General features: G+C 26.5%; 13 protein-coding genes. 5 read left to right on the top strand and 8 right to left on the bottom strand.

From position 1 onward, the window contains the following. Positions 1 to 94: 94 nt before the first annotated feature. The 4 genes from NPA07_RS01460 to NPA07_RS01445 all read left to right on the top strand — a co-directional run bounded on the left by NPA07_RS01460 (position 95) and on the right by NPA07_RS01445 (position 1,833). Positions 95 to 307 (top strand): hypothetical protein, encoded by a 213-nt coding sequence (locus NPA07_RS01460; RefSeq protein WP_256553208.1) that lies wholly within the window; start codon positions 95 to 97, stop codon positions 305 to 307. 5 nt (positions 308 to 312) lie between these two features. Next, a complete protein-coding gene (locus NPA07_RS01455) occupies positions 313 to 792 on the top strand; it encodes a hypothetical protein (protein WP_256553253.1) in 480 nt (159 codons plus the stop codon). Further along, a complete protein-coding gene (locus tag NPA07_RS01450; RefSeq protein ID WP_256553085.1) occupies positions 786 to 1,043 on the top strand; it encodes a transposase in 258 nt (85 codons plus the stop codon). The genes NPA07_RS01455 and NPA07_RS01450 overlap by 7 nt, the downstream gene beginning before the upstream one ends. A 517-nt stretch (positions 1,044 to 1,560) precedes the next feature. Then, complete coding sequence (locus tag NPA07_RS01445) at positions 1,561 to 1,833, top strand: hypothetical protein (RefSeq protein ID WP_256553084.1); 273 nt, start codon at positions 1,561 to 1,563, stop codon at positions 1,831 to 1,833. 84 nt (positions 1,834 to 1,917) lie between these two features. Here NPA07_RS01445 and NPA07_RS01440 read toward each other — a convergent pair whose 3' ends face one another. The 5 genes from NPA07_RS01440 to dnaE form a co-directional block, all read right to left on the bottom strand. Then, positions 1,918 to 3,732, bottom strand: a complete 1,815-nt coding sequence (locus NPA07_RS01440; protein ID WP_126117982.1) for an aminotransferase class V-fold PLP-dependent enzyme — start codon at positions 3,730 to 3,732, stop codon at positions 1,918 to 1,920. Positions 3,733 to 3,750: 18 nt separating this feature from the next. Then, positions 3,751 to 4,548, bottom strand: coding sequence for a diacylglycerol cholinephosphotransferase Mf1 (gene mf1 / locus NPA07_RS01435; protein ID WP_126117983.1), 798 nt, complete (start codon positions 4,546 to 4,548; stop codon positions 3,751 to 3,753). Between the two features lie 140 nt (positions 4,549 to 4,688). After that, complete coding sequence (locus NPA07_RS01430; RefSeq protein ID WP_126117984.1) at positions 4,689 to 5,168, bottom strand: hypothetical protein; 480 nt, start codon at positions 5,166 to 5,168, stop codon at positions 4,689 to 4,691. A gap of 300 nt (positions 5,169 to 5,468) precedes the next feature. After that, complete coding sequence (locus tag NPA07_RS01425; RefSeq protein WP_126117985.1) at positions 5,469 to 6,353, bottom strand: 5'-3' exonuclease; 885 nt, start codon at positions 6,351 to 6,353, stop codon at positions 5,469 to 5,471. Then, on the bottom strand, positions 6,353 to 9,256 hold the full coding sequence (gene dnaE / locus NPA07_RS01420; RefSeq protein ID WP_126117986.1) for a DNA polymerase III subunit alpha: 2,904 nt from the start codon (positions 9,254 to 9,256) through the stop codon (positions 6,353 to 6,355). Before dnaE ends, NPA07_RS01425 begins: the two co-directional genes overlap by 1 nt. Positions 9,257 to 9,447: 191 nt before the next feature. Between dnaE and NPA07_RS01415 the strand changes: the two genes are divergently transcribed. After that, positions 9,448 to 13,374 carry an SGNH/GDSL hydrolase family protein gene (locus NPA07_RS01415; RefSeq protein ID WP_126117987.1) on the top strand — a complete coding sequence of 1,309 codons (3,927 nt, stop codon included), beginning with the start codon at positions 9,448 to 9,450 and terminating at the stop codon, positions 13,372 to 13,374. A gap of 41 nt (positions 13,375 to 13,415) precedes the next feature. Here NPA07_RS01415 and NPA07_RS01410 read toward each other — a convergent pair whose 3' ends face one another. The 3 genes from NPA07_RS01410 to pyrH form a co-directional block, all read right to left on the bottom strand. Continuing rightward, positions 13,416 to 14,753, bottom strand: a complete 1,338-nt coding sequence (locus tag NPA07_RS01410) for an MAG4530 family protein (RefSeq protein WP_126117988.1) — start codon at positions 14,751 to 14,753, stop codon at positions 13,416 to 13,418. Positions 14,754 to 14,849: 96 nt separating this feature from the next. Continuing rightward, complete coding sequence (gene frr / locus NPA07_RS01405; RefSeq protein ID WP_126117989.1) at positions 14,850 to 15,401, bottom strand: ribosome recycling factor; 552 nt, start codon at positions 15,399 to 15,401, stop codon at positions 14,850 to 14,852. Continuing rightward, positions 15,401 to 16,117 (bottom strand): UMP kinase, encoded by a 717-nt coding sequence (gene pyrH, locus NPA07_RS01400; RefSeq protein ID WP_126117990.1) that lies wholly within the window; start codon positions 16,115 to 16,117, stop codon positions 15,401 to 15,403. The genes frr and pyrH overlap by 1 nt, the downstream gene beginning before the upstream one ends. Between the last annotated feature and the right edge of the window lie 20 nt (positions 16,118 to 16,137).

The following is a 16,137-nucleotide window of genomic DNA, read 5'->3' as shown; positions in this document are numbered from 1 at the left end:
CCATTAAAACACATTGAAAATAAGGCTCATATACATAGTATATGAATTTTTTATTTTTTCTTGTAATTCTAGTAAAACATAGTATAATATAATTATGTTTGTTAAAGTTATTAGAGTTAGAAATAAAGAATATGTTAATATTGTGAAAAGTTATTGAGATAAAGAAAGCAAATCTTGTAAACATAAGGTTGTCCAAAATTTGGGATTATTATCCAAATTAGAAGAAAACGATCCTAATTTTTTAGAAAACCTGAGAAATGAATTTAAAAAGTATTCAAAAGATAAGGAAGAAAAGAAGTACTTTTAGGCAGAATGCTTGGGACATTTAAAGATGTTTTATCTGACGATAGCATTGACGGTGAATATGATATTAGAGATGAAAACAAGATACACAATAAATATCAGAATGAATTAGAAGTTTTAAATTATGGCAATTTAATACTAAACAATGTTTACCGAAAGTTAGACCTAGATAAATATTTTGAGAAATCAAAGAATATGAAGAGAATCAAATACGATTTGAACAATATTGTCCAAAATTTAGTCGCAATGAGATTTTTAAAACCTTGTTCAAAAAGTAAAACATTTAATATTTTTGATGAGTATACAATAAAGAATGATGACACCCTTAAATCAATCTACAGAAGCCTTGAAATTTTGTGTGATGAAAGGCTAGATATCATTGAACATATCAACAAAAAATTAGCCAAACTATTTGATAGAAACCTAAAAGAAACATTTTACGATGTTACAACTGTTTACTTTGAAAGTATAGAAAAAACGATTTGTTAGATTACGGGTTTTCTAAGGATGCAAAAATTAATAATGTACAGGTTGTTCTTGGGATGATGATTGATGCTTATGGAATTCCAATTGCCTACAAATTGTTTGCCGGAAATACAAGTGATTTTAAAACTTTTGTCCCTTTTATAAAGGAAGTTAAGGAAAAATTAGGTATTGAAAATATTACTGTTATTGCAGACAGAGGATTAAACTCTGGTCCTAATCTTTTAGAACTTAAAAAGATGGTTTTGAGTTCATAATGTCTCACAAAATTAAAGGAAATAAGAACCTTGTTCCTGGCATTATAGACCTTGCTACATATGAGCAAGCAGTTGATGGTTTTTATGTAAAAAAGCACCATTAACTAAAAAATTAAGGATGAATTAGTACTTGATAATTCATTAGATGGAAATTTAATTTTAAGTTTTTCAGAAAAAGAAGAAAAAAGATCAAAGTGATAGAGAAAGACTGATTAAAAAAGCCAAAAGTTGTGTTGAAAAAATGGCTCAAAAGCCATGAGTGAATTAAAAAAGGTGGCAAAAAATATGTCAACTATTCTGTTGGAGAAATTTCATTAAATGAAGAAAAATTATAGATGATGCAAGATGAGATGGATTTTACGGAATATATACAAGCAACAAAAATTTAAGCATTGAAACAGTAATAAGAACATATTCAAATTTATGAAAGATTGAAGAATCATTTAGGATTTTAAAAACAACTTTTGAAACTAGACCAGTTTATTTGTCAAAAGAAAAAACAATTGAAGGACATTTTATGATTTGTTATTTAGCATTAGTTATTGAAAGATTCATAGAATTTTCATTAAGTTCATTGGCTAATAACAGTTTAACAACCGACAGAATTGTTGATGCATTGAGAAAGGTAAAAATAGTACTTATTGAGAGTTTAGACAAGAAAGAAAAATACTTTTTAAGAGTTAGAGAACCAGAAGATTACACAAATTTAAGAGAATCATTAGGTTATCAAATAATTCCTAAATGGGGAAAAGTCGATGAATTAGGCCCTGTTTTACTAGAATCTAAATAATAGACTTTCCATAAAAGCCTATTTTATAGGCTTTTTTAAAAAATGAATTTCTAAAGTGTCAAAGTCAAGAAAATGTTATGTGAATTAAATTTTTGCCTCTTCTAGATGCTCCTTGATTTTCTCAACAAGAAACACTGCTTTTCTCATATTAATTGTATTAGGAATTCCAATTCTGATTTGGCTATGTCTTCGCTCAGCACGGCCTAATTCAAAATAAATATTTTCCTTGTATTCAATTGAATTTCTTAATATCTCAGCATCATATCCATTAGGTAAATTTAACACTAATAAACCATGAGTAATTGAGTTACTGCTTACTGCGTCCTTAAAACCTAAATCATCTACAAGAACGCTCCTTATATATTCATAAATTTGTTTTCTTCTTTCATTCATTTTCTTTAGAGTTAGGTTCTTCATAACTTTTAATGAAGCATTTAGTGCAATTAGAATTGAACTTGCAGGGGTATAAGGAGTTGAGTGTTGTTCTTCATAGTATTTAATATAAGAAGCTAAATCAAAGTAGAATTTAACATTTTTATTTTTCTTAACAACTTGTTGCATTCTTTCAGAGAGCACAATGCAACTTAGTCCAGGCATAACACAAAATCCCTTACCACTTGTTGCTAATGCAGCATCGATTTTTCACTTATCAAACTCGATTTCTTCATGAATAAATGAGCTTACAGTATCAACTAAAAATAGTGTTTCTGGACAATATTTTTGAATCAAGTCAGAAATTTTTTTGATATCGTGGAGCACACCTGTTGAAGTTTCATGATGGGTTATAAATATTGATTTAAATTTATTATTTCTTATTGTGTTTTCAACTTCACTTAAATTGTATGTTTGACCATCTGGATAACTTAAAACACAAAGATCAGAATCATCTAAAATTTTTCTCAGGATGATTTCCATTCTCTTACCAAAATCTCCAGCTTCAATAACTAAAACTCTGTCGCCTTTTTCAACACTGTTAAGAGCCATTGCTTCCATAACACCAGTAGCAGATGCTGTTAAAAAAAGAGGAAGTCCGCTTTCAGTTTTAAAAAATTCTTTCATAAGTTTTGTTGTTTCGCTCATATAGTATGAAAATAGTTGAGAATGGTGATGAATTACACTTTCACCTAATATTGAAGTAACTTCATCAAAATTATTAACTGGGCCGGGCGTAAATAAAATTGTGTTTTGGTGACTTTTATAACTTGAATCAATAGAAATTAAGTCATCAAAACTGTCAAGTTCATCAATCTCAACATCATCAAGTGCCACATGTTTAAATTTATTTTCAAGTGTTCAAAAGAAACTCTCAAGATAAGATTGCTTATTTTTTTCATAAAAGACATCTAGTTTATGTTTAACTTCATCACTTGTTTTTTTATTTAAATAAAGAAAACCGCTTCAAACGTTCATATTGAATGCATCTTTTTCTAATTCATGAAACTTGACAAAATTATTTGGGTCGGTTTTATATGACCATTCTGGTGAATGTTTTTTGTATATTTGACTAAAAGCTATTGATGTCTTGTTTTTCTTAATTAATTCAATTAATTTAGGAAAAATATTTTCTCTTAAATATATATCGCCATCCATATATAAAGTATTAGATCAAAATTCTTTTGATACAAATAGTGAACTTATATTGTTTGTTACATCATATGAGTCATTCTTAATAATTGTCAAGTTAGGATATTTTTCTTTTAAAAACTCAAATTGTTCAGCAAGATATCCAACAACTACATAGATTTTTTTAATACCAGATTCGATAAGGAACTTTATGTTTCTTTCAATCATATGCTCGCCAAAAACTTTTATTAATGGTTTTGGCGTATATTGAGTTAAAGGACTCATTCTAGTACCTTTTCCAGCTGCGAAGATAATAGCATTATCAACTTTTTGCATAATTTTCTCCTTTATTAATTATTTATTACTCATTTCAAAATAACCATAATAAATTGCGTGTTTTGTAACTTTTGGAATTCTTCAATCACTTCCATAGGTTGTTATCAAGTGATTTTCAACATTTCTTATAATTTTGACCCTTTTATTTTCAAATTCAATCTCACAGAGATTGTCAAAGTCATCAATAGGAACAACTGAATTCATATAATAATTAGGATTTGAAAGCGGTCAACAATTAGCTACATAAACTACTTGCCATTCATTCTTTTTTGCAGCAAGTTGTTTAAGACTAGATTTAATTGTTAATTTAGGAACTCAAAACAAAAATAAAAAGATAAATATCTTTGCTACTCATGTTCAAAATACATTTCTAAAGTGATATGAAACTCAGCCAATAGATTTTAAGCATCTTAATTTATTAAAAAATGATGAATTATATTTTTTAATTCGTTTGTATGATGATTTTTGTAATATGAATAGGTCAAGATAAACAGGATATTGGTTTTTGATGACAATGTCTTCTTGTGATTTAACAAACCTTGGAAAAGTTAACATATATCAGCGCTTATTATTATTCAAAAACTTTTCAGGATACTCTTTTAATAAAAAATCATAGGTTTCTTTTGTAATAAAGACATCGATGTCAGTATCCCAAGGAATCATCTTATTCTCACGTACTGCACCTAATGCTGTTCCATACGCAATTGAGTACTTTAAATTATGTTTATCACATAATTCCTTGAATTCTCAAAAGAGTTCTAAGGTTTGTTCTTTTTGTTTCAGTTGTTGTGAATTTAAAATATTTTCATTATTCATATTAAAACCATCCTAAGTTATAAGTTTAATTGCTCATAATTATAAAACATAATTAACTTAAAGTTAATAAGTTACTTAAGCAATAAAATAAAAAAGTGAAGTTTAATAAACAATGACACTTCACTTTTTTATTTTTCAATTTATTCTCAAACTTTTTTGTTTGCAAAATCTTGTTGTTTTTTAATAAAAATCAAGAAACTTATAATAGTTAGCATTAATAGCAAGATATGAAATATAAGAAAAACAAGTTGCATAGTCATATACATAGCAATGTAGTCAAAATATAAAACTACTACTAATGATTCGGTTGTTGCTATTGTCATTGTAAGAGCAAAAAACTTCTTGAAAGTCTTATTGCTTGTTCTCTTTATGTATTTTATGCCTTGTATTAGTAAAAGACCAAAAGGTAAATATAATAAAACAAATGAAGTTAATTTAACAAAAATATATAGTCATAAATTTGATAGCCGTAATGTAATAAATTTATCATTTATTCCTTTTGTAAAATCTCCACCTGTAACTGAAATATTGATTATTATGCAAGTAATTCATATTAAATTTATAGCAAGCAAAGCAATAAATGAATAGATGTATCTATTTTTTCAAAATTCTAATTTCATATTAAATTTTTAAAGGCGGTAACTTTCTTAGACTTGAACTTGCATATGTTAAATCAATCATAAAAAATGGCAACCAATCAATAAGACATAAAACAATTAAGGCAACTAACAACATTGTCCAAAATAATATTATTTCTTTTTTGCTCATATTATAAATCCACCTTTCTTGATAAATTTTTAAGACTTATAAATTATACATTTTTTCAACAAATTGAAAAATGCGGGTTACTAGTAGTAATAAATTTTATCTTAGTTTTGACTTCAAAATCAAAAAGTTAAAACATTCAACAATTCTCGATTTTATTTAAGTTTTTCAAATAATTCAGCACATCTATTTAAACCATAATATTGCATTTGTTCAATTCCTTTATCTCAGTCAAAGTTTAAAAGATATGTTGAAAGGTTTTTATCCATTTCAACATTTAAATTTAGAGTTGCTAAACTTTTGCACATATATGCTTGTTCTTTATCAATAGTTAACTTATCCTTTGTTTTTCCTTTAATTTGGTCTATATTTTGGTAAATATTTTCAAGAGAACCATATTCATTAATTAACTTAATTGCTCCTTTTTCACCAATTCCGCTTACACCTTTTAGATTATCTGATGAATCACCTGCAAGTCCTTTAAAATCTGGAATTTGATTAGGTTTGATACCATAAATATATTCAAAATTATCAATGGTTTCTAATTCATAATGAATCTTAAAACCTTCTTTTACTGTTTTAACAACACATGTGTTACCATTAACCAATTGTAGTAGATCCTTGTCTTTTGAAAAAATCAAATTTAAACATCCTTGACTTTGTGCAAGTGTTGCAATTAAATCATCAGCTTCATCACCGCTTTTTTCAAACCATTTAATATTTAGTTTAGTTAAAATTTCTTTAATTGTTTTAAATTGTTCAAAAATGATTGTTGGAGCTTTCATTCGACCGGCTTTATAATCCTGATAACTTTGGTGTCTTTTTGTTTTTCCAAAAGCATCAAAAGCAATAAATAAATATTTAGGTTTAAAATAAGCTAATAACTTACTTAATGTTATTAAAAAAACATGAACTCCATTAGTTGTAATACCTTGTGGAGAACGCATTGTGCTTTCAGGATTATATTGATTATATGAAGCGTAAAATGAAGAGAATAATAAATAATTCCCATCGATTAATAAAAATTTATCTTTTTTCATTAATTTATTCCCTTCCATCCAAGCAAAATGTGTTTGTTTCTATTAAAACTAATTGTAGCTTCAATTATTTGACCTTTTTTAAGAGTGAAATTATTAGCAAGTGTTTTATTGCTTACAAAAAATGTTAATTTTGTTGTACTATCTCTTAATTCAAGTATGCTGAATTCCTTACCTCTTGGTTTTCTTAAATCCGCAACTTCAACAGCCACTTTTGTTGGTGTTGAAGTTGTAATTGTTATTAATTTATTTTGATATTTAGCCTCATATTCGCTTGTACTATAAGCATTGTATAATTCGCCCAAAAGGGCTGTTTCATTGTCCATTTCGTAAAATATATCTCGCTTGATCTCTTCATCAAATGTTATATTAAAGTATCCCATTTTTTCAATGTCAGAAATTGCCTCTTTATAAGTGCTATGTGAAGATAAAACCTTAAAAATATCTTTAATTTGACCATCACATTGAAGAATATGTTTAGTGTGGCCAAAATCTCTAAAGACATTGGCTTTAATTAGTGTTTCCATTGCTGAGTCTTTAATTCCAGCAAAGCGTAATCTTAACATTGTGTCAATCAAGTTATTTTTATAAGGACCATTTTGTTCTAAATCTGCCATTATTTTATTAACACCTTCAGCACCAAAACCTTTAATCATCTCAAAAGGCAAATAAATTACTTCTTTTCTAATCTCACATTTATTACTTGAGTACAAAATGTTAGGTGAATACACTGGAAAAGTTAACTTTTTGATCTCATTTACATATTTATTGATAGTTGCCTGAGCACCAGCCGCATTTGTTATTAGCGAACTATAAAATAAGTGTGTATAACGTGTTTTATAATATGACATTTTCATAGTTAAATATGCATAACTAACAGCATGAGATTTATTAAAGCCATATAAACCAAACTTTTCAATATTATTATAAATTGTATTAATAATTTTTTCGCTAATGCCTGTTTTATAGGCATTTTCGAAAAATATACCTCGGTATTTTTTAATTTCGTCTTGGTTCTTTTTGCTAATTGCCTTACGTAATAAGTCAGCTTGAGAAAAACTCATTCCACCGATACTTTGAGCTATTTGCATAATTTGTTCTTGATAAACAATAATACCATGAGTACTTGCTACAATTTTGTCATATTCAGGGTGAATTTTTCTTACTAAATTATTGCTCTTTTTATTTTCGGCATATGTAGTAATAAATTCCATTGGCCCTGGTCTAAATAGCGAAATAATAGCATAAAGATCATCAAATGAATTAAGCATCACTTTCTGAATTGTTTTCTTCATCCCAGGAGATTCTAATTGAAATATACCTTCAGTAAAACCTGAATTGAGCATCATCATAGTACTAGGATCATTTAAAACCTGTGGATCTTTTTTAACAAGATTGTCAAATTTTTGCTCTTCTTCTAAACTTTTTTCAATTAGTTGTATTTCGCTTAATGTTCTTAGTCCAAGTAAGTCAATTTTAAGTAAGCCGAAGCTCTCAATATAATTCATTGGAACTTGAACTTGTTGAAAGTTCTCTAAATTGCTTTGACAAAGTGGCACATAATTATAAAGTTTATCATCTGCAATAATAAAACCTGCCGCATGAAAACTTTGTTGTCGTGGCAAACCTTCGATCCTTAGTGCATGCTTATATAGTTCTGGATAGTTATCCATCTCAATTTTAAAATCTAAATCATTCTGATATGCATCACTTAAATTATCGCTCTTAATTGTTTTGCTAATACGATTAATGTCAATTAAACTAATACCCATTACACGGCCCATATCTCTAATAGCCATTTTAGCACCAATAGTTTGAAAAGTAGAAATAAGGGCCACTTTGTCACTACCATATTTATTTCTTAAATAATCAAAAACTTCTTGTCTTCGATCATCTTGGATATCAATATCAATATCAGGTCAACTAACTCTTTCTGGATTAAGGAATCTTTCAAAAAGAAGGTTATATTTTAGCGGATTAATTTCTGTTATATTAAGCAAATATGAAACAAGTGAACCAGACGCACTACCACGACCAGGTCCTATTGCAATCTTTTGAGACTTAGCTCAATTAATTAAATCTTGAATAATTAAAAAGTAGTTTATATAGCCCAATTTTTTGATAACATTAAATTCGTATTCAAGACGCTTGTTTCATTGTGGATAGTAACTTAACTCACTTGCAAGACGCTTGCTTCCTTGTTTTAGAAGTGAAACAAACAATTCTTCATTAGTTTGTTCATCGTTATTCAAATATGGTGCAAGATGAAGTTCTTTTTTAGGGAAAACAACGTTACACTCATCAATTATTTTATAAATACGTTCAATTATAATCTCATCAACACTAACATCATCAAAGTAGTTTGAATAATGCTTTGTTTCTTCTAAATTAGCTAACTTTTGCAAGTAATTTAGTGTTTCATTATCATCAGAGTTAAAAAGTTTATTTTCTTTAATTAATATTGAATTAGGCAATGATGCATCGGATGAATTAATATAATAATTTTTAGCCTTTAAAAATTTATTATCTTGCGTTTGTGCATAGTAACCATATCTTGGATGATCAAGGACAATTAAATTAGGATTTCAAAGCTCACTAATTTCAATAATTTCACCTTTGCTCTTTTTATAAATTAGTTGGTTTATCTTTTGAAAACCAACATAATTTTTAGCCAAAATTATAAATCGATACTCCTGCACATCTAAGTCAACACCAATAATGCCTTTAATATCATATTTTAAGCAAGCTTCCATAAAGGCACCAAGGCCAAACAAATTGTTGTGGTCACTTAAAACTACAGCGGGTAGATTTTTTTCTTTTGATGCCCTAACAAGATCATCAACTTTAATAAGTGAATCTAGAAAAGTGTACTCAGTTGTGTTGTATAAATTGACATATTTTTTCATAATTTAATTATAGTAATTAAATTTAATTATGAAAGTAAAAGGCAGCTAAATTGTATATTTAATTTGAGTTTTATTTTTGCTTTTAATTTTGTAAAAAATCAGGTTTAATAATTCTAAATTGATATCGAAATTTGCCTACTTTGTACAATATTTTTTTAATTTTTAAATTAAATTATTATAATTTTCCTATTATGAAAATTATTTATGAAATTTTAAGACGTTTTGGTCATAAACTAAGGGATTTAACACTAGAATATAAAAAACAATATACAAAAAAAGAAACTAAAAAATTAAAGTCAAAAAAGACAAAAGTTGTTAGTCAAAAAATAATTAAACTTGATGAAAATATTAAGCTTTTGACACTTGGTGACTCGGTAAGTGCTGGTTGAGATGGTAGTTTAGACAAAGACTACCCAGGAAAGTTTGAAAATGGAGAATTATCAGGCATTTCTTATTCAACTTATTTATCTTGATTTTTATTAGATACATTTAAAGAACGTTTCGAAAGTTTTTATAATTATGCAATCAGTGGTTGTACATTTTGAGACTGAAACTACTTGTTTGAACACAAATATGATCAACTAGATCCTCTTCGTAAAATAAAGATGCATTACTTTTTTGATGCAGATTTAGAGTCATATTATCAAAATTTAGTTAAAAAAATTAATGAGTCTAATCTTATAACAATAAGCTTAGGTGGAATTGATTTCTTTATTCTACTATTCATGAAATTAGTTAGATCTAATTTACCTCAAACAATCGTAAAGGGCTTTAAAAAAGGCTTAGGCTTCAATTTCTTAATGGACCAAATTGTAAGAGTTAAGGATGAAATTCTACAAGACATTAAAAATGAAGAAATTAAAATAATTAATCATATTAAAAAAATCAATCCAAATGCAAATCTAATTTTTGTAGGCTATCCAAAACCTTTTGCTATTATACTTTCTGCATTTGAAGAAAAACTTAAAGAAGAAGGTATATTAGATAAAAATGGAAGATCTATTTTTGAGGAACTTAATGAAGCAATTAAAGAAATTGCACTCGAAAATAATGTCAACTATATCGAAATTTTTGAAGAAAACTACTGAAGTAAGAATTTAAGAATTCTTACTCCTTTAATGTTTGATATCCATCCATCAATTGTTGGCTATAAAAAGATGGCTATTGATCTTTTTATTAAATTGCTTATTGACAGGGACAAAATTAAAGACCAGTACTCAAAATTACCTTGACCAAAAGAGTTTCTTGATCGAGACCAAGATACATTTAAGTGCAGAATTGAAATCAACCAAGATCCTTTTGAAATCTTTGAGAAAAGATTTACAAAAGATAGTGAAAAATTTTTACTTGAAAGAGATAAGTTTTATAAAGCAGTTGAAGATAAATTTAGCGAACTTAACTATGAGCAAAGGGTTTTAACTGAAGCGAGATTTAGTAATGCAGTTTTTGAAACTATTAATATTTTGTGAAGACAAAAATTCTATGATAAGATTGACCCTGACCATGAATTAAGTAACTATTTTTTAAACAATAAAAATTCAGGTTTTGAACAACTTAAGTCATGGGTTATGAGAAACAAATTTTTGTCTTCTTTCCTAATAACAATCCAAAACAATTTCTTAAATTCTATTGATGCTTCTGAAAAAAATAATAATTGGAATAATTTATTAAGAATTATTTGCAATACATTTTTTGATGAAGAAAAAATAGTTAAATTAATAATTTCATTTTTCCCGGCAAATATATTCAAAAGCGAAAACCTTGAACTTAAATTAATTGTTAAAAAATTAATTATTAATATTATTAATTCAGAAATAAATAACACTCATATTGAACCACTAGTTAACTACTTATACAAATTTTTAAATCCATCACTAAGAAGAATTCTTTCTAAAGATTTACTACTTGATTTAATTGTTGTTGTCTTTAATAAAAAGCAACTTAAAAACAAGTTAATTGAGGCTTTTAGTGATTTTGCCAATGACTCAAGTAACTACAATGATGTAGTTAAATTTAAAGACTTATTTAATATTTTTATTAGTAAAAGAAATATTGAAAATATTAGAAAAATCAATTCAGCAGTTTCAAAAGAGTTACTAAGTGATGATAAATTTAAAAATATTATCGCAATATTAATTACTAATTTTATTAATGAAAAAGCTGGTTTTATCCTTGAAGGAATAGATAAGGACGAATTTAGAAATCTAATTTTTGACATAATAAATGGATATAATAAATTCGAAAATGAATATAAGTTTTTTGAAATTTTAAGCACAAGATTTTTAAATCTTTTATCTAAAGTTTCACTAAAAGAAATTAACTTTTCTCTTCTTTTATTTGATTCGATTAAAAAAATCTTTAAACAACTTGAAGACCAAGACATTGATGGTGCAATATTAAAATTATTTAAAATTTTATTTAGTCAAAAACACAAAGTTTATATTCCAATCTTAAAAAAATTAAATGAAAATATAGTTAAAATGCTTCGTGAAAATAAGGATCTTATTCAAAACATAAGCAACTTTATTCTTGATGGTTTTGGTGACTTAGCAAATAAGAAATTAATAAACCGCTTTATTAATTCAGGCTATAAATTACTTTCTTTTTATAATAATATCATCGATGTTATCTGTGATATTTATTCAATTCCTTATAGTGAAATTGAGTCAGCAAAAACATTAATTGATTTACTAAAAATACTATATAACAGGATTATTAGTCAAAAATTGTATAATGACATAATCAAAAAAACCTGAAATTTTGCCAAAGACAACATATATCATGACTCGCTTTTCTTGTTCTTTAAAAATGAATTTGAAAACATTCATAAGTTATTAGAAAGTCTAAATATTTCTATTCATATTGAAAGTATTTTTACTAACGATTTATTTAAAAAAACACTTAATGACTTTATAACTAAACAACTTTTAGCAAATAATTCAAGTGTTAAAGGTTGATTAAACATAAGTAAGAATTTTAAAGAATTCTTAGATAAGTGTCCCGAAACAAAAGCGAAACTTTCTTCATTAAACAAACAAGTTAAAATTGTTAATGAACTAAATAACCTAAAAGATTCTCTTATTAATTCTAAGAATTCAGTTTGCGACATTATTAAAGCTGATGAAACTTTTATTGTTACAAGTAAACTAATATATTGAGTTCTTAAATTGAGAAAATGAAACATTGAGAATGATAAATTGAATTTAATCAAAGATTTTTTAAGGGAATTTAATCTGAGTTTTGTCAAATCTGATGCTTATGACAATATAATTAATTCAATTTTTGCACACATAAAAAAAGCTGAATTATCAAAAATTGAGCAATTTGTTGAGCAACTTAAGAATATAGTTCTAAGTAGTTTATCAGCTCCAACATATAATTCAAGAGTTAAATTTAAAATTTCAAGAGTAATCGATTATATTACGAGTTTAAAAAATATTGTCAATGAAATTAATCCACAATTATTTGTTGATTTAGTCAATATGATTTTTGAATCTTCGCCAAAAAGTGGTGGCATATATAATATTTTATTTGGTCAAAAAAACAAGAAAATCAAAATTAGACTTGGAAACATTTTTAAATTATCAGGTAAAAATGTTTCAAAAGTTCTCCAAGTATTTATTGAACCTTTTGTTAAATCATATTTTAGCGAACTCAAAGAAAAGAATAGAGCATTTGAAAGTTTAAAAGAACTTAAACAAAATTCAAAGACATATCAAGCACTCTGAAGATTCTATGTTTTTGTTAATGCTTTTGCAATGAAAGCAGCTGGTAAAAAAATATATAGCTTACTACTCAAAAAGACAATTAAAAAAGCTTTTTGACAATCATTTGAAAACCTTAAAAATGAATTTAGTGAGTTAAAAGATATTTATGCAAATAAACTAAAAATCATCGGATTTAATAATAAATTTGTTGCACTAGATGATTTCTTATCTGGATATAATTCAAACAAAAAATCATACACTTCATATCAAAGAGATGAAGTTATGTCATACTTGTATTATTTAAATGAATATGATTGAAACTTCAATCCAAATGAAACAAGAAAAGATGTTCTTATTGATGATTTAATTAATGGCTATATGCTACTTGATGACAAGAAAGACAAAAAATAAAATTGAAAGTGAAGCAATTTTGCTTCACTTTTGTTTATTATCTATACATAGTTATTAATAAGTTTAGTTAGAACATAACGAATATCAATTTGGGTTTCATTTGATTTAGGCTCTAGATAATTAAGAAATACTTTACTTGATTCAAAATAAATTCTTGTTGGTTCAACTTTGTTTAAATATTTTCTCAATTCATTACTATCTTTGAACTTAAAAAACATTGTATCATTATCAAAAGCATTAAGCGAAGTTGATGAATAATATTCATTAAGCATAATATCACGACCTAAAATTGTGTTTTTAATTGATTGTGATAAGTCAACAACACTTTTGTCGAAGATGACTTTTTTAATGACTTTTTCGTAAAAATTATAAAGTGATTTTAAGCCAAATTTTGAGTTATTTTTAAGTGCTGTAAATATATTTTTAAGCTTTGTGCTTTCATAAATATCAAGTATTCTAATTGAGAATTTTAAATGTTCTGAATTGTCATAGAATGCTGAAAACATATTTGAAATTAAAAATAATTCAAAGGTGTTTTTAAGTTTGCTAATTTTTCATTTCTTTCACTTTGAAAGAATAAAACCTATGTCACTTAAAATCGAATATAAAACTGAGTCACTAATTACTTCATCATTATTAATAAATTGAAGTAGTCTGAAAATAGATGATGACATTTGTCAATATCCATTTGGAATGCTTATACCTCTAACTTTTTCTATGTAGTTAGATGGTATTAATTTAGAATATTCTATTTCAATTTCATTATTTTTAACTTGGCCCACAAAGAGATTTTCTTTATTAATAATTGCTTTATATTCACCAATTTTAAAAATATTATTTTTTGTTTTTTTATCACAACTTATAAAATGCAATCTGTCTGGTTCACGATAAAAGTTTTGTTGTTTTCACATAAGTGCAGTTGATTCAGACAATGAAATTTTTTCATCGCTTGCAACTGATAAAATAGATTCTTTAATACTGTCATCAATATCAAAAATCAAGTTTTTAAGTTCCTTATATTCTTTATATTTAAGGTTTATTCATAAATGCTTAAGCATACATTGATAACTTTTAAGATAATTATTATCAAAATTAACTAAGAAACAATAAAGATAATATCTCTTTATTATAAGAAAAATTGATATTGCTATTGTATCAATGGTAACAATAAGATATAAAATAATTGTTAATGCAAAACTATTTATCTTTATAAAAGGCAGTTTTCAATCATAAAAGAATTGTAATAGAATAGTTATTGCTGAAATAAACACAAATAAAAGTAATGCTATTAATCAATCTAATAACATTAAATTATGAATTTTATCCAACGAATTCTTATATTTAGCAAAATATGGTTTAAGTTTCTTGATTAAAAGCATTGTATCGTTTATCCTTAATTGTATTATATCAATTTATGAATGTGCGACTCACTTATGCAAATATTAACATTAATTGTAAAAGCCTATAAAACAGTCTTATATATTCATTAAGTCTTTTTCTTTGTTAGATGTCATCTTATCAATGTGTTCAATTTTTTTGTCTACTTCTTTTTGAATTTCTTCTAAAAATTTCTTTTCTTGATCCTCTGATAATTCTTCATCCTTTTTGATTGCTTTGTTAACATTTTGTCTTGCATTACGAATTCCGACTTTTGCATTTTCGGTATGCTTTGCAAGGTTTTTAACCATTTCTTTACGGCGTTCAGTTGTAAGTGGCGGAAAAGTGATTCTTACCTGATTACCTTCATCAACAGGATTTAAACCTAAATTAGCATTCATGATCGATTTAGCAATCTCATGATTACATGAAACATCAAAAGGTTTAATTAGCAATTGTTGGGGTTCAGGTACTGAAATGGTTGCTAATTCTTCAAGAGGTGTTAATGTATCGTAATAATTAATTTTTACACCTTTGATAATTTGTGGATTGGCACGACCTGTCGATATTTTTGATAATTCAAATGCATAATGATTAATAGCTTTTTCTGCTTCTTCTAAGAAATCCAATAAATATAAATCTAGTTCCATTATTTAATTACCTCTGTAAGTTCCATCTTTCCTTCAAGTGCATTAACAATTGCATTTTTCTCTTTAATGTTAAACACAATCAAGTTAATGTTGTTATCTCTTGCCATACTTGTGGCTGTCAAGTCCATAACTTGTAATTTTTTATCTAAAATTTCATCATATGTTACAACATCATATTTTTTGGCATTTGGATTTTTCTTTGGATCGGAGTCATAAATTCCACTAACGCCATTTTTACCCATCAAAATTACTTCTGCCTTAATTTCGGATGCAAAAAGTGTTGCGGCTGTGTCTGTTGTAAAGTAAGGTCTTCCTGTACCACCAACAAAAATAACAACCTCACCTTCTTCAAGATATTTAAGTGTTTTTTCATTTATATAATTTTCTGCAACTTTTTGATCGATTGCAATTGATGATTGAATTCTGGTTTTTAGACCAACTTTTTCAAAACCACTTTTAAGTGCTAGACCATTCATAATTGTTGCTAGCATACCAATGTAATCAGCTCTGTTTCTTGGTATTCCATTCTTTTCGGCTGAAGCACCTCTTCAAAAGTTTCCACCACCAATAACAACACTAACTTGTACATTCTTTTCGATTATTTTTTTAAGTTGTTTAGCAATATTTTCAACTAAATCATAATCAATTGCTAAACTTTTTTGTTTGTTTACTAAACCTTCACCTGAAAGTTTTACTAATATTCGTTTGTATTTCACTTCATCCTCACTTAAAATTT

This window comes from Mycoplasmopsis caviae (assembly GCF_024498215.1).
Classification (GTDB): Bacteria; Bacillota_I; Bacilli_A; order Mycoplasmatales; family Metamycoplasmataceae; genus Mycoplasmopsis; species Mycoplasmopsis caviae.
The sequence above is the reverse complement of the archived record's forward strand: the minus strand, read 5'-3'. Positions and strand labels throughout refer to the sequence as shown.